This is a genomic window from Streptomyces sp. RG80 (assembly GCF_040446465.1).
GTDB lineage: Bacteria > Actinomycetota > Actinomycetes > Streptomycetales > Streptomycetaceae > Streptomyces.
Map to the genome: position 1 here is coordinate 17925 of NZ_JBEAAJ010000005.1, position 19456 is coordinate 37380.

Genomic DNA, 19456 nt, shown 5'->3' on the forward strand with positions numbered 1-19456 from the left:
CGTTGGGGTATTCGTGCTGGACAGGGTAGAAACCGTAAGCACGTGATCATCCGTCAGGGGCGTGTTCTGGGCTTCCCGGGTGCGGGCCGCCCTGCGCCGTGCCGCAGTCTGCCTGCACCACGGCCCCTACCAGACCACCATCACCCCCACCTCCGGCCCCTACCTCGACCTGGCCACCCTGTACCGCAACCTCGTCAAGGAACTCGCCCTGACCAACCCCAAAGAAGGCGGCACCCTGCACGTCATGGTCAAAAGCGGCGACTGGGTCTTCGGCTCCCTCCTCATCGACGAAGCCCTCCAAGCCGCCCGCCTCGCCCGCACCCAGCTCCCCGCCCGCCTGTTCTGCCCCCAGATCGTCACCGACACCGGCGCGAAACTCTCCAAATCCCTCATCCGCGAAGGCCGCGCCACCTTGCCGGCAGGCGCTGCGCCCTGGATGCTCGACACCCGGCAATGGCCCGGCACCATCACCGACTACACCGACCAGCTACTGGCCCTGACCGCGATCGTGCTGTCCGACCCCCGCCACTTCTTCCGCTCGTACTCGGCCACCGAAATCAGCCGCCTCATGACCGCACCAGCCCCCAGGAGCGTTCCCTCCCCATGACCGACGCCCCCACCCGCGTCCGCCAACTCCACCTGTACCGCCAGTACTTCGACCTCGTCGCCGCCGGCACCAAAACCATCGAAGTCCGGGGGAAATACCCGCACCTCGCCGACCTCGGCCCGGGCGACACCATCCGCTTCCGCATCAAAGGCACCGACGAAACCTGCGACGTGACCGTCCTCCGGGTCACCGAATACACCGACTTCGAGACCCTCCTCGACAGCGAAGGAGCAGCCAACATCAACCCCACCGCCGCCCGCGACGAACAACTCGCCAACATCCGTGCCATCTACCCACCCGACAAGGAAACCCTCGGCGCCCTCGCCATCGAAATCGCGCTGCCCTAACTTGCGAGAGAAGAGCAGCCGGCTGGCCTGGATGGCCCGCCGGTGCGCCGTCGGGCTGTCGCACGCGCGGCTGCAGCGACGGGGCGGAAGCATCCGGCGGGGCGTGATCTCCCGGGCTGTGGCCGGTGGTCCTCCTCGCGAGCGCAGAGCAGGTACAGGTCGGCGGGCTGCGAGGATGCCACTTCCGCTCAACCCACAAGGGCCGGACGTCCTTCGACTGTCGCTGGACCCGCATCCTGATCGGCCAGCAACCGTGATCGCAAAATGCCGAAGCCCGTGGCCCCGAGCCGTTGTACTGTCAGGCGCCGTGAGTACGGACATCCACGGCGGTATCGAGTTTCGCCATCCCGGCGTCGGCACCGACTACTACGAGGGCGAACCCTGGGTCGGCGCCATGGATCTGTGGCCCCTGTACGACGAGACCGACTACGCGTCCTTCGGATGCCTCTTCGGGGTGCGAAACTACGCGGGCTACCCGCCCCTGGCCGCAGAACGCGGCTTGCCCGCCGACTTGTCGAGCGCCCTACGCGAGCGGCTGCAGCCTTGGGTGGCAGACGGCCACCTGACAGAGGCCACCTGGGTCAGCTGGGCCGAGATCGCGGGAATGGATCCAGCGACTGCTCCGGAACACTACATTGGCCGGCTCACGTGGTCGTCCCGGGCGCAGCCGGCACTGCTGCATCAGCAACTCGTGCCCGCCGATTGGCCCCCGGAGCTGGTTGCAGCGGTGGGTCCACGCCCGCGCGAACTGGAAGGACGCGACCACTACGTCGAGTGGCAGACCGGAGAGCTGCATTACCAGTACGAGTCCTTGACGGCGGGTTCCATCCTGGGCCCCAGGTCCCACTGGCCACACGTATTTGCCGTCATGAAAGCTCTGGCGGACCGTTTCGGTGAAGACGCCGTCCGACTCGTCGTGGCCTTCGACTGACCAAAAAACCCTCAACTGGTCGATCACGGAACTGCAGTCAAAACCAGTTGCACCGCCCAGCCCCACGGGCTCGTCATCATCGACGAAGCCCAGCGTAGGGCCACGCCGGACGACAGACTGGCTCCTGCCCTGGCCGAGGTCCTGCGCAAGGTGCCGCTGGTCGTGGTGTTCCTGATTGAACGCCAGATCATCCGTCCCGGCGAGGGCACCACCGTGGATGAACTGCGCGACCACGGAGTCAACCGTCCCGGCGCCTCCTCATGAGGTGCCGGGACCGCACGCCTCCCCTGTGCCGCGACGGGTTCGTTGCCTGCGCCGGACCGTCCTCGTCACACGGTACGGTCGCTCGTGATCGACAAAGGGGAGAACAGATGACCATCCAGAGGCCGGGACTGCCCGAGGATCTTCCGGCGCCCGAGATGTTGTGGGCCCGGTGGTCGCTCACAGCTGTTGTTTCGGCGACCACCAAGGCCGAGGAGGATACCGGTCACCGCGGCGGTACCTGGATCGACGACGAGGGACTGCACCTCGACGACGGCGGCTGCACCTGGTGGACGTTCTCCCGCTTGGGTCACGGCCGGTACGTGCTGTACGGCGAGGACGAGTCGAGCGGCTGCAAGTGGTACGAACCGCCGGTCGACATGCTGGCCGACGGCCCTGACTGGCTCCCCTACAAGGAGCTGCGCGACCGCCTCGCGGGCAACGAGCTGGGCTGCGTCTACTGGTACGACAACGGCGCCTGGGGCCGCGCCCGGTACCCCGAGGACCTGCAAGACGACGGCCTGGACTGCGGGATGAGCCGGTTCGTGGACCCGGACGAGGCCCGCAGGCTGCTGGACGAGTACGTCGGGTACGGCAAGCCCGGGCGTGCGGTCCTCATGGAGCACGCCGAGGGCGCCGTCGGCTCACACCTGAGCTGCTTGAGGAGCACGTCTCCCCGCTGGGCGGGGGCGCCCCGGACCTGCCGGCGATGACCAGGGCGCTGCGCCAAACAGGGCTGGATGCCGAGCTACAGCGGTAGGCGTCGAAGGTCTGTCTGAACTCCGGCTCCTGGCACCGCCGTCGGCCGTTCGGCCGCACCGCGCCTCACGACTCGTGTCGAGGCCGCGGCTTCGGTGGACGAAGTCGCCCTCGTCAGGCGGACGTGCGTCAGCAGCTCTCGTCGTCCTTGACCGCGTACAAAGTCACCGGCGTGTCGGTGGGATGCGTGCCGGCTTCGGGCTCCTGGCTGCACACCGTCCAGTTGCGGTCGTAGACCTGGAGGCGGCCCCGGGCAGGTGCGGCACAGCGGCCAGTCGAGGCAGGCCGGGCACAGATCCTCGCCGGGGGCGGTGCCGGGCCGGCCGCAGCCGGTGCATTCGACGAGCGCCCGGTACGTCAGGGCCTGGGTCACGCTGCGGGTGACGGATGGCGTGAAGGTCCGCGCGTCCGGCGGCGCCCACGACGCTGGTGCGTCGGGGACATCGTCGTGCCGGTGGTCGGCCGCGAGAGCGGGCGGCGGGTAGGCCTGGGCGGCGCGCAGGCGGGCGGCGATGATCGCGCCCACGGAGGTACGCACCGGCTGCGGCAAGGACCGTCCGGTGATGACGTGCCGCAGCTGCTCGCGGCTCCAACCGGCCTCCATCATCACCGTGCAGATGCGGCCCTGATCGGGCAACGCGTTCCCGGTCAGCAGGAGTTCGGGACAGCTCGCTGCGATCTCCAGCAGCAGGCGGATGCCGGCATGGAGTTCATCCCCCGGCAGAACGGGGGCGGGCGCGTCCGAGCCCGGTGTTCCGCTGGGGGTTCGTGCGGCGTCGCCGGGCTCGCACGGACGGAGGGGGCTGGTGTTCTGCTGAGTGGTCTTCTTTGGGTTGGTGTTCTTAGTGCGGCGATTACCCGACGTCGGATAATCCACTGGTGGAAAACCCGACATCGGTTGCGACCTGCTGCTTTCCAGGCCCGGCAGGTCCGTGATGACGTACGCGACCGGACCGAGGGTGCCGTCCTCGTTGCGGGCCCGTTCCCGCAGCAGAAAGCCATGCTGCTCCAGCTCCTTGAGGCCGCTTTTCACCGCCGCATCTCCGTCGCGGCCGCGGCGCGTCAGGTCCGTCACGGTCACCTGCCAGCCGTCCCGGTGCGTGCTGATCAGACCGAACAGCCCTTTCGCCTTGAACGACAGCCGCTCGTCACGGAAGAGAGCATTGGCGATCTGCGTGAACTGATCCGCCGCCATCACCCCACGCCGGATCCCCGCCCCGACGCGGCTCATCGCGATGCCTCAAGCGCCGTGCATCCGCGGCCGACGACGCTCCGTGGCCTATACGAGGGGGCACAGCGAACAGGGGCGTCGATTGAACAAACGGCGTGGGCTAGATCCATGCCGCAAGCTCACCCAGCGCCCCCGACCAGACGGCCGACCACCAGCCCCGACCAACGGTCACGATCCGACAACTCGCGCTGTGGACGGGCGTGGTACGGCCCATGGTCGGGCCGTACCACGCGTGTCGGCGTGGCTGCGCAATCCGTGCGCACGACCGACTGCGCAGCCGTGACCGGCGTCCTGCGCACCGGTGCGCAGATCCTGCGCAATCGGCGTGGGCGGGTGACTGCGCAGCCCGACCCGCGTCCTGCGCAGTCGGCTGCGCACTCCGCGAAGCGGTGCGCAGCCGGTCCGGTGTGGGGGCGCGCTCCTGATTGGCCGACTGCTTCGGATGGCTGCGCAGTGCGCATCTGCCGTCCCGGCAACCGCGTGCCGCCCCCTTCCGCGAGGCAGGGTGCCCGGTGCCGAAATGTCGTGGTCGGGTCTGTGGTCGGGGCGTACCACAGGCCAGACCACGGCTTCGTGTCCCTTTCGTGATCGTGGTCGGGCCTTCGTGGTCTGGGGTGCGGTCTGGGGCGGCGGGTTGTCTCGGGTCACAAGCAACGACTGACTCTGACCTGGGAGTTCGCAATGTCTCGTGCCAAACAGATGGCGCAGGAGCAGGCTGTTCCTGCGACTGCTGCGGGGGTTCGGCTGCAGCAGATGCGGCGCAGGGTCCGCCTGAGCCGGCTGAGCGTGTGGGCTGTGATGGCGGCCGGGCCTGTCGCACTGGCCGTGGCCGTGGCCAGTCCCGCAACCGTGGTCCGTGCCGTCCCCGCGACGAAGCCGACCCCCGTGAAGACGGCCGTGCCGGGCAACCCGGCCGGCTACGCCTCGGTGCTCCTGAATGCGTGGCTGCGCAGCCGCGCAGGCGATGAGAGCAGTGCGCAGGCCCGGCTTGCGCGGTCGATGGCCCCCGATGTTGATCTTCCCGAGGTGTCGGCTGCGCAGCCCGGGCCGCGGTCGGTCGTGGCGGTGCGCAGTGCGCAGCAGGCCGCGGATTCGTGGTCGGTGACGCTGGCTGCGCAGTACGCCGACGGACGCTTGCGCTACTTCGCGGTGCCGGTCCTCGCCGATCGCGCAGGGGCCTCGTTCACGGTGCCGACGGGCGGCGAGGTGTCGTCGACGGCCGGGGAGTTCCTTGCCACGCATTTGACCGGTGCCGGGGAGGTCGACCAGCTGGTCCTCGTGCTCCCTGCTCAGTCCCCAGTTGTGCCGGTCGATGAACGCGACAGGCCCCGAAGCTTGATGACCCGGTCTTCCGGCTCGTAGTCGTCGTCAGGCACTTCTTCGTACTCATCGTCGCTGCCTCGGGAGACGGGTCCGCTTAGCTCCCAGAACATGCCGTTGGCGACCTAGTTCATGCGCCGGGCATCCCGGTCGTAGGGCACGTAGCAGTACGCGGTGACGGGGTACAGGCTGCTCAGGAACTCGTGCCGGTTCGCCGACTCCGCTGCCACCGAGTGGTCAGGATCTGGTGCTGGGTGACGAACCGCCAGCCGATGGCCTTGATGTCAATCGCCAAGGCCATCCTCACGCTGGAGCGACAACGCTGAATAAGCTCAATGCTCTTCTACGTGTTGTTGATGGCGTGGACCAGAGCCCAGACGGATCCGTACAGGGCAAGACTCAAGTAGCCGGTGGCGCACAGGGCCAGCACACCCCACTTTTTGAAGCTCGGCTCCCCTGCCTTTTTGATCAGCCACGCGTTGTACGCAAACGCGACAATCCCGAAGAGCAGGAATCCGCCGGTGAGCCACACATGGGAGAAGGTGATGTCGTCCGGTCTTATGACTTCTTTTGCGTGCGAGCTAGCCATCATGGCCTCTCCCCCGTCAGCGGTCGCGCAGATCGATCGTCCACGTTGTTCCCCAGAAGGTCAGACCGTAGCCGGACCTGAACGGCTCCGGGTTCAGTGGAGGCTCCGGACTGCCCCGAGTTGGGTGGAGTCGAGTTGCTTGGTTTCAGGCTACTGGCGGGTTGCGAAGTTCGTACTCCACCGGGCTGAGCATGCCCAGCGCGGAGTGTCTGCGCTGTCGGTTATGGAAGATCTCCAGGCGCTCGAAGAGCGCGGTGGACAGCTCCAGCCGAGTCCGCCACCGTCTGCGGTTGAGTAGTTTGATCTGGACGCGTGCCCAGAAGGACTCCATCATCGCCTTGTCCACGCAGTCCCTGATGGAGCCCATTGAGGGCAGTCGACCCGCCCGAGCCCGCTCTATCTGCAGCGGCCTACGAACCAAGCAGGGGCGCGAGCGCCGTGTGCAGCTCCTCGAGCTGGCGGTAGTGCAGCGCCGCCATCCCCGCCTCGCGTGCGGCCGTGACATTGGCGACCGTGTCATCGACGAACAGACAGCGCTCAGCCGCGGCCCCGACACGTTCGGCGGCGATCCGGTAGACCTGCGGGTCGGGTTTCGCCACACCGATACGGGCAGTGTTCACCACGGCATCGGCGACACCGTCCAGACCCTGGCGGGCAAGGTCCTCTTCCAGCCGGGTCGTTCCGTTGGACACCAGAGCCACAGATACAACAGTACGGACCTGGACAAGCAGGGCCACCAATTCCCGGTTCACGACCGGGACAAGTGTCGACCAGGCGGTCACGGCAGCGCGGGCGCGTTCCTGCGATCCGCAGGAGACGGCGAGGTCGCAGGCCACTGCGGACCGCCACTGCTCATCGGTGATCTGCCCGGTGACGGCGGGGTGAACGCGGGCCGGGGCAAAGGCCGCAGCTGCGAGAGCACCGACGGGCAGCCCGTGAGCGTGCTCGATCTCATCGGCAGCCGGCCAGTGCCGCAGAACACCGTCAACGTCGCAGAGCACAGCCGCATACGGCAGGGAAGAGCGCGCGGAATGCTGGTCCATGTCCGCAGTCTGCAGCCCCAGACGGTGCAGGGAAGGCCCAACCGGCCAAAATGACGCCGCCAACGCGTGCATCATCCCGTTTCCGTGCGCCAGGGCTGCAGTGGTTGCAGGTCAGGAACGCCTGCGGGTCTTCGTAGGCCTGGAGGCGGGGGTTGGCGAGCAGCGCGCGTGGTTCGCGTTTGCCGAGGCAGGTCCCCGCGGAGCGGTCCTCCTGGGCACCGTCGTCGACGAAGGGGCCCGGCGACACCAGCGCCTTCTCCACCAGGACGTGGAAGGCGTCCGTGTCGGTCGCGGCCAGCAGCGCCGAATGGTCCGTCCAGGAGAGGTGCGCGATCTGGTGGGCGACGCTCCAGCCGTGCGCCGGGGTAGCGAGCGTATGGCAGCGCCGAATAGAACAAGCAAGCATGCTTGCATAATTGCGGCCGTTCGGTGTGCGACCCGGGGCGAGTGCTGCGCGGACCCTGTGTGCTCAATACACTCGGCGATCGCGCCCATCGGGCGCACACGCGCATATCGGGGGACGCACGATGAGCAACTGGAACCCGGGCGGACAGCCGCCCCAGGGACCGCAGCCCTACCAGCCGCAGCCACCTCAGCCCTATCCGCCCCAGCCCTACGTGCCGCCCCAGCCCCAGCCGCCCTACCCGGGGCCGCCGGGGCCGCCGCCGGGCGGGCCGATCACCCGGCTGCGGCGCCGGATCGGCCCCATCCACACCGCGCGCAGGGTCTTCACCCCGTCACGGCCGGGCATCGTCTCGGATCCTGAGGTGGCGCGGATGCGGAAGATCAGGACCCTGGTCGGCGTGGGCGCGTTCCTGTGGATGTCCTACGCCTACAAGCTCGCCCCCAAGCTCAGCGATGCGGCGGACGAGCAGGTCGACAAGTCGTGGACCAGCGCCCTCGTGCTGGCGGCGACCCTCCCCGTCGTCGTCGGCATCCTGTACGGCCTGGCCGCTCCGGCGGCGCGAGGGGACCTGCTGCGCCGGGCGGGGCGGTGCTTCGGCGCGATCGCGGCCATGATGGCGGCGGCCTCCGTCTTCCCGATCATCGTCCTCTCAGGGTTCTTCGAGGGCCAGGAACCCCTCGTGGAGGGCCACTTCACCGTGACGAAGGGCCTCATCCTCGCGTTCACCCTCTTCGTCCTCTTCTGGGTGACGCCGTTCGTCGTCTGGGGCGTGGGACTCGCCGTCCAGCACGTGTTCCGCACCGCGGACATCCACGAGACCGTACCGCCGCTGCTGATCATGGCGTTGGCATGGGAGACGGCACTGATCGACATGTTCACCGGCGCCCACCAGGGCGTGCCGACAGTGATCCGGTACGTGTTCATCCTGGGCGCCCCGCTCTCCGTCACGGCAGTGGGCCTGTGGGAGCTGCACCGGCTGCGCGTGCACTACGGGCTCGGGATGCGCGGACTGCTCATGCGCTAGAAACGGCGCCGCGCAGGATCTACCGGTGATCTGGTTTTGCCATCGTGGGTCGCCACGCGAGGCGTCCCCTCTGTCAGATCGCGGCTTCTGCTGCGGCGGGTCGCGCGCTCGCGCTGCGGAGGGGCGATACCCGGCTGGAACCTGTCGTGTTGCCGGAGGCCGAGCTGCTGACGCCGGAGAGCTGGGCCAAGCGCCGCTCCCCCAGGGCACAGGCGATCAGCTGTCCGCGGAGTGGGCGTCGGCAAGGGCCTCCCCGAAGAGCCATCCGGCGAGTTCCATACAGCGCGTCCGGGCAGGAGAGAAGTCGTAAGGCATCTTGGTGATCGCTGCGGCGGCACTCATCTCTGTGCCCTCCCCTCCTTTCAGGTCGGCATCGTAGATCTCGAAGATTTTCTCCTCGCCAGCGTCGAGACCAGCTGCCTCGATGGCCTGATTCAGGACCATCAGGTGAGCGCATCGCTGTACGGCGAGCTCTTCGACGCGCGGGTCGTCGGGTTCGACGCCGTCGTCGAGGGCGGCCTCGGCCGCCTCAAGACGGTCCTCCTCGGCCCGCAGGTCGGGGTGGGTGGCCAGCACGATGAACGTGCCGGCCTGAATGGCGGCGCCCAGCGGCCCGAAGATCCGTTCCGTGACCAGCAGGGCGTCCAGATCGGAGGGGCGCAACGCGCCCGGGGGCAGGTGGCTGAGCCGGTCCGTGACCAGTTCGGAGAGCAGCCCCAGCGGGCTGCCCACCGCCTGCAGGCGCTGGACAGCCGCACGCCGACGTTTAATGGCCGCCTCCTGCGCCGCCAAGGTTTCCTCGAGCCTGCTCAGGACCGACTCCATATCCGGGGCTTGGTCCAGGGCTTCGTCTACAGCTTCGTCCCGGGCTTCGCAGAAGGCGGTCCGCATGTCGTCCAGGCTGATACCGGCATCAGCCATCTTGCGGATCCACAGCAGGCGGGTCATGTCGTCATAGCCGTAGCGGCGGCGGCCGTCCCCGCCGCGCTCGGGCTCCGGCAGCAGACCGATCTCGTGGTAGTGGCGGATGGCGCGTGGGGTGATCCCGGCGAACGCAGCGGCATCACCGATCTTGACCTGCCGGGGAGGCGTGAGGGAGGGGTACATCGCAGACAGAGCCTTTCGTGCTGTGGTGCCCCGACCCCACCACATGCCGCTACGGCATGTGCAACAACCCCATCCGGGAGTGCAAATCTGACGGCCCTGTCTCACCCGTTCTCCAGGCCCGTCGGCGACCCAGAGAACGAAGGGACAGCTCCTGGCCCTGTGCCGCCTGGCGCCGCGCGTCGAGGGCGGGCTGAAGATGGGGGGATCACCTCACCCCGGTCCACCAAAAGTCCCCGGCCATCGCGGCGGGGCCCGATCCGCCCACCAGGTCCACTCAGGACAACGTTTCGCACAGCTGGTCCAAGCTGTCGACGAAGCGCAGCGCCCGATCCGTGAAATCGTCGGTGAAGTCACCGGCGTCGAACCCATTCATACGCGGGATGTCGTTCCAGCACGTGAGTACGGTCCTCTGGGCGTCGGAGAGCGGGGCGTTCTCGATGGTGCCGTCGAGTTCCGCCAGGGCGGCGCAGATGTCGCGGCGTACCTTTTCGACGATGTCGTACTCCGCCAGCAGTTCGTGATACCTCCTCTCTGCTGTGGGTTCGGTCCGGCGGGCGAGTAGGTCCTCCAGTTCCTTTCGATCCGGATACTCGGCGGCAAGCTTGAGTGTGCAGTAACTGTGCACCCCAGCGCGGAAGTCGCGGAATTCCTTCCGATCGATGTCGTAGTAATCGTTGACCATCTGGCTGGACGGGATCACCGCGCGGTGCATGGCGTACAGGAAGTCGGCCATGAAATCCTGCCCGGTTTCCCGGAGTCCGGCCGCCCACGCCACACCCATGATGTTGTTCCGTTTGACGCAGTTGTCGAAGTAGCCGGGGATGTCCAGGTGATCCCCGGCGAATCTCTTGGCCTGGGCACGGCTGAAGGTGAGGAGAGCGTCGGACATTGTTTCCGCATACGCGTCTCCGTACCTCTTGGCGAGGTCCTTGCGCAGCGACTCGACGGCTCCGGAAATGAGGGCAGTGACATACGGACGGCCGAAGTAGCGGTGTGCGGTTGGGAATCCATAGCGCTCATCGCGGGAGTCTCCGATGTCATCGATCATGGTGCAGAGTGCGATATATATTTCTCCGACCAGCGCGAATTCTCTGGCCCGATCACTCCTGTCCGACATGAGAAATGGAATAACTGATTTGAATTTACGCAGGGGAGTGCTCCTGATCAGCCAGGAGAAATCTGAAAGGTTCTCGATATTCAGCGTCTCGAGTACGGGGTCGAGATAGGAGTAGAACAGGTTGGAGAAGAGGTTGTCGACGATCGCCGAATACTCACTGACGCCCAGCTTCGCCGGGTTCTTCAGCCGGTGGTACGCAAGGGCCATGCCCGCTTCCAGCACGGTTCGCTCGGGAACCTCGTCGAGGGCGAAGAACCGGCACTCGACAATGCCCTTGTCGATACCCTGCTGGACCTGCCCGCCCACCGCTTGGGCCCGGTAGGCGGTGGCCCGTAGCCCCTTCCTGTTGACACTGCCGAACGGCGACTCGACGACGACCTCCAGACCGGTTTCACCCAGGACCTTCCGCACCACCGCCTCACGATCGGACTCCCCCGGCCGGAGCGCGCCACCCGGCAGCGACCAGAGGCCGGCCATGTGGTCGACGTGATCGGCCCGGCGCACCATCAGGACACGGTCGCGCGTGTCCATCACCATTCCGCCGACGAAATTCAGCATGATGGATCCTTCTGCGTTGTGGTTCGCTGAGAATTTGCGTTCTGCTCACCTGGCGTGCACTGATCAAAATGCCCGGAGGCTACGACTCGGTACTGACCTGACGGCCGGAGGTGTACCGGTCGTCTGCGTGCCTCAGTCGCCCCACGCCGGGGACGAAGCGCCCGACCTTGTCGGCGTAGCGGATGTACTCCTCCCCATGCATGGCAACCAGATAGGGCTCCTCGACCAGACGCACCGTGACCTGCACGGAAACGACCGAACTGACAAACCCGGCGAGAGAGAAAATGTTCGGCACCATTAACGCCATGCCTGCACTCCCGGCCGCGAACCCGACGAAAATGGGGTTTCGGACACATGCGAAGAACCCGCCGACCACCAGCGATGTATGTTCCTCCCGGTCCACGCCTACGCGCCAGGAATCACCCATGTGGAATTGTGCCGCCACGGTGAAAGCGAGGGCGGCCACGGTGATAACCACTCCGGAAACATTCAGCGCCGTGTGATCGAGACTGGGAAGCGAGGAGAGCCCGAAAAGAGCCGCTATCGGCCCTGCGGCGACCAGAAAATTATTGAGGAGCACCAGTTGGTGGGACCACCACTGTGCGGAAAAGCGCGGCGCCGGATCGTGTCGGTGCCCAGTATCTCGGGTGCGTTTCCATTGAACCCATGTGCGTAGCCCGAGCGTCAAAGCCGTACCTATGATGAACAGTGCTATCGCAGATATGACCATAGCGTGTAAGGTACTGACGCAAGGCGCTCGTCCGCCAGGATGGGATACTAGATGTTGAGCCTTTTTCGACCTCGATTCGAGCGTATTGAAACTCAGCCCAGATGCGCAGCCGCGAACATCGGCAGCGCAACAGGGAGCATGACCACCGAAGAAATGTCCCGTGAGCGATCGTCCTCCCGGTCGGTGTGCGTCCTGACGTCGCGGGGACCGGGCGCCTATCCGGCGAGCATGAGGTAGTACATGCAGGTAACGCCGGATATCGCATAGTGGACGCCGTCACCTGCGTAGGACTTGTCCGGCCGATCATGTCGGGCTGCTCGGTTTTACGGCTCGGGGATGACGGTCAGCCGAAGGTGATCGACGCCGTCGGAGTCCTCTGCCTGGACTTCGACGGCTGTGGTGTCGAAGCGAAGGTTGAAGCAGGGGTCCGCGGCGATGAACTGTTTCAGGTTCTCACGGACGCCGTGGTCGAGAGGGGGCGAGAACACTGCGTCCCACTCACCCATGTTGGCGGTGGCCGTCGCTCTGATCGGGATTCGAGCCAGGCAGGTGGATGGGTTGGCCCACCACTCCAGATGCGCCGCCTTCTCGTAGCGGTCCATTTGCCGAGCGTAGTACTCCAGCCGTAGAGCATGATCGGACCGTAGCCTGACGGTAGTGGTGGCTGGCCTGGGAGCGGGCCAGGGCCGGTGTCCGTTCCGGTGCTTGTTGGGGCGGTGAACAGCCTGTTCGGAGGGGTGCAGAGTGGCGGGGTCGGTTTCGAGGGCGGCGGCTACGTCGGCTGATGTGATGCAAGCGCGAGCCGAGGCCAAGATGGGCCTTCCGGCTCCGCTGGTGGCTCTGTGGAGTGTGAGGGACGGCCTGCTCACCGAGTCCGGCGTCTGCGTGTACTCGGCAGGAAGCATTGGCGAACGCAACGCCACTTACGAAGTCGCGCAGTACGCACCGGGTTTCGTCCTCATCGGCGATGACAGTGGTGGCCGCGGGTTTCTACTGCGGGCCGATGATCTGGACTCCGCCGTTTTCTCCTCCGGTCTGGGCGATCTGGATCCCGCGGACTTCGAGGTCGTGTCCGCGGACTTCAAGTCCTGGATCGAGTCGCTCTGTCCTGGCCTCATGTACTGACGGGGGCGCCCTGGGGTTTGCGTGCAGGACGTGGGCTGAACGAGTCGGCCGTGCTGGCACGGCTGGTGCGCAGGTGGATGCGGCCACCGCTGATCATCGGTGTGTGAAGACTGAAGATCTCGCGGTGGCCGCGGGTCACAGCGTAATCCCTGCCCGCTGGCAGGAGACGTTCGAGGTCATGATGGGCCGGACAGCGGGCCGGTTCGCGCGGGTTGAGCCCCGGCGTCGGGTGCGGGACTTGGTGCGGGGGCTGCTGTCGGACCTGCCGCGCAAAAACTGCTGGACCATCGCGGAGTGGGGCCGGTGAGGCGAGTCCGGACGGCATGCAGCACCTGCTCGGCCGGGCCAGGTGGGACGCCGACCGCGTGCGTGATGACGTGCGCCAGTACGTGCTGGAGCATCTGCACGACGAGGACGCGGTGCTGGTGGTCGACGAGACCGGGGACGTGAAGAAGGGCACGCACACCGTCGGTGTCCAGCGCCAGTACACCGGCACCGCCGGCAGGATAGAAAACTCCCAGGTCGCCGTCTACCTCGTCTATGCGGGGCTGCGTGGGCACGCGGCGGTGGACCGGGAGCTGTACATCCCGCGCTCATGGACACGTGCCCCGGACCGCTGCCGGGCCGCGGGCCTGGGCGAGGACACCGTCTTCGCGACCAAGCCGGAGCTGGCCGCCCGCATGATCGGCCGGTTCCTCGACGCCGGGCACCGCATGAGCTGGATCGCAGGCGACGAGGTCTACGGCGGCAACCCGAAACTGCGGTGCGCGCTGGAAGAGCGCGGGGTCGGCTACGTGTTCGCTGTCGCCTGCTCGGCTGAAGTCACCACCGGTGCGGGGAAGATCCGCGCGGACACCCTGGCCTCGAAGGTGCCCAGCCGGGTCTGGCAGAAGCTGTCGGCAGGAGCCGGCGCCAAGGGGCACCGCTTCTACGACTGGGCCGTCATCGATCTGGCCGAACCCCGCCCGGCAGCCACCAGCTGTTGATCCGCCGCAACCGCAGCACCGGTGAACTCGCCTACTACCGCTGCTTCTCGCCTGTCCCGGCGCCCCTGGCCACCCTGGTCCGCGTCGCCGGATCGAGATGGCGGGTGGAAGAGACCTTCCAGGCCGGAAAAGGCCTGGCCGGACTGGACGAGCACCAACTCCGCCGCTACACCTCCTGGGTCCGCTGGGTCACACTGGCCATGCTGGCCCACGCCTTCCTCGCCGTCGTCCGTGCCGACGAACGCGCCCGCCACCCGGCCCCGGATGTGCTGGTCCCGCTCACCTGCAACGAGATCCAGCGACTCTTCATCACCCTCGTTGTCCAGCCCGTGCACGACGTAGCCCACCGGCTCCACTGGTCCGACTGGCGACGCCGCCACCAGGCCATCGCCCGCCACCGCCACTACCAGCACCGCACGCACCCCGATCGGGTGAGTCACGAACTACCGCCGCCCTGACGGGACATCAGCCAATTTGCACTCCAAAAGAGCCACCTGACCAGGGCATATGAACCACTGGCGACGACCCGGCAGGGGCTCGCCGAACTCCTCGGTCGCCATCCCAGGCCGGCCGACCCCGCCACGCCCTGGACCTGATGTGGCGTTTCCCGACTGTCCTTCGAGGCCGCCGTCGGCCGGTTCCTCACCGCGCTCCGGCCAAGCTGCGGGAAGGACGACATCAAGAGAGCGTAAAGATTGCCGGAACCCGGCAGTGTTTTCGTCGGGGTCTACGTGTGAGTATTGCGGTCACCAGCGCGGTGACAGTGGGGAGAGGTGGTGAACGCGGGTGGCCTGGTTTCTGGGTCTCGGCATCGCAGGAGTCGTACTCCTCGCACTGTCCCTCGTCTTCGACGGTGCCCTTGAGGGCCTCTTCGGCGGCGTCGACGCGCTCGACGGTCTTTTCGACGGCTGGCTGTCGCTTCCGGTCATCGCCGGCTTCGTGTCCATGCTCGGCTTCTCCGGCGCGATCGTCCTGGGCACCACCGGGCTCGGCACGGTCGGCGCCACCGCGGTCGGAGTACCCGCCGGAGCTGCCACGGGCTGGCTCGCCTACCGCCTCAGCCGGGCGCTGTTGAACGACCGGTCAAGCGCTGCCCCGCGCGGCGACGACCTGATCGGCGCCGCGGGCTCCGTGGTGACGGCCATTCCGGACGGCGGCTACGGCGAGGTGCTGGTCCACCTGGCCGGGCAACCGGTGAAGCTCGCGGCGAAGAGTCCGAGCCCGGTGCCGCGAGGCGCCGAGATCTGGGTGGAGCAGGCTCTGTCGCAGACAGCGGTCTCCGTACGCCCGGTCGAACGCTGATCCGTAGCCCGGTTTTCCCATCGGGCGCCGCTGCATCGGCGCCGCCCTTTCACCCGCATGAACCCGCATCGATCTGCCGTCCCCTGGGAGGGCTGAGGGGAAGGACATCATGAGTCCAGTCGTCACCGCCGTGATAGGAGTCGTCGTACTCCTTGTCCTGCTCGGCCTCGTCGTGGTCACCCGCTACAAGGTGGCGGGCCCGAGCGAGGCGTTCATCGTCACCGGCCGGCGCGGCAAGCAGGCCACCGACCCAGAGACCGGGCGGGTGTTCACCGACAACAGCGGCCAGAAGGTCGTGGTCGGCGGCGGGGTGTTCGTCGTGCCGTTCGTGCAGCAGAAGTTCACCCTGGACCTGTCCTCGCGGCACATCCCCATCGCGGTACGCGGCGCGGTCACCCTCCGCGGTGTCAAGGCGAACCTCGAAGGCGTCGCCATCGTCAAGGTTGGCGGCACCGAGGACTCCATCCGCGCCGCCGCCCAGCGGTTCCTGATGCAGCAGGACGGCATCGTCGGCTTCACCCAGGAAGTGCTCTCCGGCGCACTGCGCGCCATCGTCGGCCGAATGTCCGTGGAGGACATCATCCGCGACCGCGCCGCGTTCGCCAGTCAGGTTGCCGAGGAGGCCGAGGCCAGCCTCTCCGGGCAGGGCCTGGTGCTGGACGCCTTCCAGATCCAGGACATCACCACCGAGGGCTCCTACCTGGAGGACCTCGGCCGCCCGGAGGCCGCCCGCGCCAAGCAGGAGGCCGACATCGCCGAGGCCGTCGCCCGGCGCGCCGCAGAGCAGGCCCGGCTGAAGGCGGAGGAGGAAATCGCCATCGCCCAGCGGACCTTCGCGCTGAAGCAGGCCGAGATCAAGGCCGAGACCGACGAGGCAGCCGCCCGCGCCGCCGCAGCCGGACCGCTCGCCGAGGCAGCCCGGCAGCAGGAAGTGCTCAGCGAGCAGGAGAAGGTCGCCGAACGCCAGGCCGCGCTGACCGACCGGGAGCTGGACACCAAGGTCCGCAAGCCCGCCGACGCCGCCCGCTACCAGGCCGAGCAAGAGGCCGAGGCCCGCCGCATCGCGCTGGTCAAGGAGGCCGAGGCAACTGCCGAGCGGGCGAGGCTGACCGGTGAGGGCGAGAAGGCGCAGCGCGCCGCGCTCGCCGACGCCGTCCGCCTCGAGGGCGAGGCGGAGGCCGACGCCATCGGCGCCAAGGGTGCCGCCGAGGCCGACGCCATGCAGAAGAAGGCCGACGCCTTCGCCCAGTACGGCGACGCGGCTGTCCTGCAGATGCTGGTGGAGGTGCTGCCGCAGGTCGTCGCCAAGGCGTCCGAGCCGCTCAGCGCGATCGACAAGATGACGGTCATCTCCACCGACGGCGCCAGTCAGCTCTCGCGCACGGTCGCCGACAACGTCGCACAGGGCCTCGAACTGCTCGGTTCCACCACCGGAGTCGACCTCGCCGAGCTGCTGAAGGGCATCACCGGCCGGGTCGGCGGCGCGCAGCCCGCGACGACGGCACCCGCCGAGGCCAACGGGAAGGTCGAAATCACCGGCTGACGCCGACACCGACCAGACGTACGAGCCCGGGTGGTCCTGGAACCGCCCTGGCTCGTACGTGAAGACACTTTCGCGGTCTGGCATCGCCAGCACGGTGAGTGCGCTGGTCTTTCCGCCGCTGGGACGGTTTTCCGCAAGGAGGTACGAGCGATGTTTCTGTGGCTCTGGCTGCTGGGCTGGTCGGCCTTCGCACTGCCTGTGGCCGTGGCCTCGTTGCGGGGCTGGGCGCCGAAACGAATCCGCAGCCGTACGACCCCATGGGCCATTCGCGTCCGGGGCGTCGCACTGCTGGTGATATGGCTCGGCGGGCTGACCGGCCCGCTCCTGCGGTGGAGCGACCTGGACACCGAGGACGCCAGTTTTTTCGCCTCCGTGGTGCAGGGCGGGCTCCTGGTGTTCGCGGGAGGGCTCGTGGCCGGATCGCAGCTGGGCGAGTGGTTCTACCGGCGCGCAGTGCGAGCACGGACTGTCGATCAGGCACAGGGCATCGGCGGTCGGCTGTGATGACCCTGGCCGGCCGGATGGAGGGTCGGACTTCGTCGCCCCGCCGGGTCTCGCTGATCAACTGGTCGGATCAGCCGGCCTTTCTCCCCCACCGCGTGTCGATCCGCTCCCCTTCCACGGCCCGCTGCTCCAAACGCCGTCAGGTGTTCGGCAGCGAGGTGCCCGTTCTTGTCGATCCCCCGGCATGGCGCGCTGCGCGGGACGTGCTTCACCCGGTTCCCGTGTCCCCATGCGTCAAAGCGCGGGTCAGGCCGATCTCCCGCATGGCTGCCTGAGCCTGGGCGCTGGGGTGCGTGATGATCAGTCGGGTGCCGCGCGCCCGGGCGGCCCGGAGGGCAATGAAGAGCGCCGCGCACCCGTCAGGGCTGAGGTGCTGCAACTCAGTCAGGTCCACCTCCAGAACATCCGGCCCTGTTTCGATCACCCGCAGGAGACGCCGGCATGTCGTGTCGGCGCTGCGCGTGTCGAGGTCGCCGCGCAGCCGGACCACCTCACGGCCGGACGGTGGGACTGGAGCAGAGCGGCGGCGGAAGAGGGGCATCAGAGCCTCCGGGCAGACGGATGTGTCCGCCGACCAGGCTTCCCGGCACACCTAGGCGCAGCGTACGGGTGATGACCATCGCCCGCCCGTTATGTGCCTCCATGCGCTGACCAGACGGCGTCCACGCCCCTCGGTACGGCAGTGGCACCTTGCCCGTAGTCGGCATGTCCCCGCCGCTAAAAATTGCCGGAGACAGGCAACGACCCCGCTTGTGCCGGTTCATGCTCGCGCCCGTGCGCTAGAAGGACGTCAACAACGCATCAAACGTCGGGGGACCCACATGACGGGGCGGGACGTGTCCGAGGACTACGAGGAGTACCTGGAGGGGTACGCCCGCATCCTCGCGGACGCCTCGGCGACCGGTCGCCGACTGACCCGGGACGAACTCGACTCCCGCCGTACGTTGGGTGAGCAGGCCGCGGAGGCCGGCCTCGGACTGCGCGCCCTCGTCGGCGCCCACATGGCAGCCACCCGGGCGCACTGGCCGACCGGGGACAGTGTTTCCGTGGACGACGCGCTAGGCGCCGCGGCACAGGCCCTGGACGCGTTCGCCGAAGGCTATGAGCGGGCGCAGCGGCTCGCCGTACGCCAGGAAGAAGCCGCTCGCCGCGAGTTCATCGACGACCTGCTGTACGGCCGCAGCGACCTCGGCCGACTGGCCCAGCGCGCCGAGCGCTACGGGCTGCGGCTGTCGTACGAGCACGCCGTCGCCGTGGCCCGCGGGACGGTCACGTACGAAGAGGGGGATGCGGTTCTGCGGGAGGTGGAGCGCGCGCTGATCGGCCGGTTCGGCGACCGCAGCATCCTGCTCACCACTAAAGACGGACGGCTGGTGTACATCGCCCCGGGTGACCAGAGCGACGTACTCGCCCACTTCGCCAAGCAGGCGTTCGCCGCCACCGGCGGCGGCCAGGTGGGAATCGGCCGCCCGCAGCCCGGCGCGGCCGGCGTCGTCCAGTCCTACGAGGAGGCCCTCAACGCCCTCGACCTGGGCGAGCGCCTCGAACTCGACGAACCCGTGCTGCACGCCGCCGACCTCCTCGTCTACCCCGTCCTCACCCGCGACCGGCAGGCCATGGCCGACCTGGTCGAAGGCGCGCTCGGCCCGCTACGCGGAGCCCGCGGCGGCCCTCAGCCGCTCCTCGACACCCTCACCGCCTATTTCGACTCCGGCTGTGTGTCCGCGGAGGCGGCGCGGCGGCTGTCACTGAGCGTGCGCGCCTTCACCTACCGCCTGGAACGCATCCACAAGTTCACCGGTGCCGACCCGTCCGAACCGGTGCACCGCTACACCCTCCAGACCGCCGTGATCGGCGCCCGATTGTTGGACTGGCCGTCGAGGCCATCGCAGGTTCGCAAATAGGCCCCGGCTCTGCTCGCGCAAGGTGTAGGGCATCGAGCTCCGCCCGCTGGCCGTGACAACGA

General features: G+C 67.8%; 19 protein-coding genes and 3 pseudogenes. 12 read left to right on the forward strand and 10 right to left on the reverse strand.

Going from position 1 to position 19456, the window contains the following annotated elements; all coding sequences use genetic code 11:
* Positions 1–100 precede the first annotated feature (100 nt).
* From ABKA17_RS17705 to ABKA17_RS17720, 4 genes and pseudogenes are all read left to right on the forward strand, one after another.
* Positions 101–607, forward strand: a pseudogene (locus ABKA17_RS17705) (hypothetical protein); the annotation flags it as partial.
* Positions 604–954, forward strand: a complete 351-nt coding sequence (locus ABKA17_RS17710) for an ASCH domain-containing protein (RefSeq protein ID WP_353693044.1) — start codon at positions 604–606, stop codon at positions 952–954. The pseudogene ABKA17_RS17705 and the gene ABKA17_RS17710, both read left to right, overlap by 4 nt.
* A gap of 307 nt (positions 955–1261) precedes the next feature.
* Positions 1262–1885 (forward strand): hypothetical protein, encoded by a 624-nt coding sequence (locus ABKA17_RS17715; protein WP_353693045.1) that lies wholly within the window; start codon positions 1262–1264, stop codon positions 1883–1885.
* Positions 1886–2256: 371 nt separating this feature from the next.
* Entirely contained in the window at positions 2257–2859 is a 603-nt protein-coding gene (locus tag ABKA17_RS17720; protein WP_353693046.1) for a hypothetical protein, read from the forward strand.
* Between the two features lie 35 nt (positions 2860–2894).
* On the opposite strand, the gene ABKA17_RS17725 is transcribed toward ABKA17_RS17720, so the two are convergent.
* Entirely contained in the window at positions 2895–4100 is a 1206-nt protein-coding gene (locus ABKA17_RS17725; protein WP_353693047.1) for a hypothetical protein, read from the reverse strand.
* A 717-nt stretch (positions 4101–4817) separates the two neighbouring features.
* Here ABKA17_RS17725 and ABKA17_RS17730 point away from each other — a divergent pair.
* Positions 4818–5498, forward strand: coding sequence for a hypothetical protein (locus ABKA17_RS17730; protein WP_353693048.1), 681 nt, complete (start codon positions 4818–4820; stop codon positions 5496–5498).
* A 301-nt stretch (positions 5499–5799) separates the two neighbouring features.
* Here the strand turns inward: ABKA17_RS17730 and ABKA17_RS17735 are convergent, their stop codons facing one another.
* The 4 genes and pseudogenes from ABKA17_RS17735 to ABKA17_RS17750 all read right to left on the reverse strand — a co-directional run.
* A complete protein-coding gene (locus tag ABKA17_RS17735) occupies positions 5800–6048 on the reverse strand; it encodes a hypothetical protein (protein ID WP_353693049.1) in 249 nt (82 codons plus the stop codon).
* A 142-nt stretch (positions 6049–6190) separates the two neighbouring features.
* Positions 6191–6412, reverse strand: a complete 222-nt coding sequence (locus ABKA17_RS17740; RefSeq protein WP_353693050.1) for an integrase core domain-containing protein — start codon at positions 6410–6412, stop codon at positions 6191–6193.
* A 43-nt stretch (positions 6413–6455) separates the two neighbouring features.
* Positions 6456–7088 carry an HAD-IA family hydrolase gene (locus ABKA17_RS17745; RefSeq protein ID WP_353693051.1) on the reverse strand — a complete coding sequence of 211 codons (633 nt, stop codon included), beginning with the start codon at positions 7086–7088 and terminating at the stop codon, positions 6456–6458.
* A gap of 208 nt (positions 7089–7296) precedes the next feature.
* Positions 7297–7461: pseudogene (locus ABKA17_RS17750) on the reverse strand (maleylpyruvate isomerase N-terminal domain-containing protein); the annotation flags it as partial.
* A 154-nt stretch (positions 7462–7615) separates the two neighbouring features.
* Between ABKA17_RS17750 and ABKA17_RS17755 the strand changes: the two are divergent.
* Entirely contained in the window at positions 7616–8518 is a 903-nt protein-coding gene (locus tag ABKA17_RS17755) for a hypothetical protein (protein WP_353693052.1), read from the forward strand.
* Between the two features lie 216 nt (positions 8519–8734).
* Here ABKA17_RS17755 and ABKA17_RS17760 read toward each other — a convergent pair whose 3' ends face one another.
* From ABKA17_RS17760 to ABKA17_RS17775, 4 genes are all read right to left on the reverse strand, one after another.
* Positions 8735–9625, reverse strand: a complete 891-nt coding sequence (locus tag ABKA17_RS17760; protein WP_353693053.1) for a MerR family transcriptional regulator — start codon at positions 9623–9625, stop codon at positions 8735–8737.
* A gap of 274 nt (positions 9626–9899) precedes the next feature.
* Positions 9900–11300, reverse strand: a complete 1401-nt coding sequence (locus tag ABKA17_RS17765) for an NUDIX domain-containing protein (protein ID WP_353693054.1) — start codon at positions 11298–11300, stop codon at positions 9900–9902.
* 79 nt (positions 11301–11379) lie between these two features.
* On the reverse strand, positions 11380–12030 hold the full coding sequence (locus ABKA17_RS17770) for a methyltransferase family protein (RefSeq protein ID WP_353693055.1): 651 nt from the start codon (positions 12028–12030) through the stop codon (positions 11380–11382).
* Between the two features lie 323 nt (positions 12031–12353).
* Complete coding sequence (locus ABKA17_RS17775; RefSeq protein WP_353693056.1) at positions 12354–12632, reverse strand: hypothetical protein; 279 nt, start codon at positions 12630–12632, stop codon at positions 12354–12356.
* Between the two features lie 187 nt (positions 12633–12819).
* On the opposite strand from ABKA17_RS17775, the gene ABKA17_RS17780 reads away from it, so the two are divergent.
* The 5 genes and pseudogenes from ABKA17_RS17780 to ABKA17_RS17800 all read left to right on the forward strand — a co-directional run bounded on the left by ABKA17_RS17780 (position 12820) and on the right by ABKA17_RS17800 (position 17490).
* Positions 12820–13155, forward strand: a complete 336-nt coding sequence (locus tag ABKA17_RS17780; RefSeq protein ID WP_353693057.1) for a hypothetical protein — start codon at positions 12820–12822, stop codon at positions 13153–13155.
* Positions 13156–13336: 181 nt separating this feature from the next.
* Positions 13337–14599 (forward strand): annotated as a pseudogene (locus tag ABKA17_RS17785) (IS701 family transposase).
* Between the two features lie 328 nt (positions 14600–14927).
* Positions 14928–15443, forward strand: a complete 516-nt coding sequence (locus tag ABKA17_RS17790) for an NfeD C-terminal domain-containing protein (protein ID WP_353693058.1) — start codon at positions 14928–14930, stop codon at positions 15441–15443.
* Positions 15444–15552: 109 nt separating this feature from the next.
* Positions 15553–16986 carry a flotillin family protein gene (locus ABKA17_RS17795; RefSeq protein ID WP_353693059.1) on the forward strand — a complete coding sequence of 478 codons (1434 nt, stop codon included), beginning with the start codon at positions 15553–15555 and terminating at the stop codon, positions 16984–16986.
* A gap of 150 nt (positions 16987–17136) precedes the next feature.
* Positions 17137–17490: a hypothetical protein gene (locus ABKA17_RS17800; RefSeq protein ID WP_353693060.1), complete on the forward strand. Its 354-nt coding sequence runs from the start codon at positions 17137–17139 to the stop codon at positions 17488–17490.
* A gap of 208 nt (positions 17491–17698) precedes the next feature.
* On the opposite strand, the gene ABKA17_RS17805 is transcribed toward ABKA17_RS17800, so the two are convergent.
* Positions 17699–18031, reverse strand: a complete 333-nt coding sequence (locus tag ABKA17_RS17805) for an STAS domain-containing protein (protein WP_353693061.1) — start codon at positions 18029–18031, stop codon at positions 17699–17701.
* A gap of 280 nt (positions 18032–18311) precedes the next feature.
* Between ABKA17_RS17805 and ABKA17_RS17810 the strand changes: the two genes are divergently transcribed.
* Positions 18312–19394 (forward strand): PucR family transcriptional regulator, encoded by a 1083-nt coding sequence (locus ABKA17_RS17810; RefSeq protein ID WP_353693062.1) that lies wholly within the window; start codon positions 18312–18314, stop codon positions 19392–19394.
* Positions 19395–19456 lie beyond the last annotated feature (62 nt).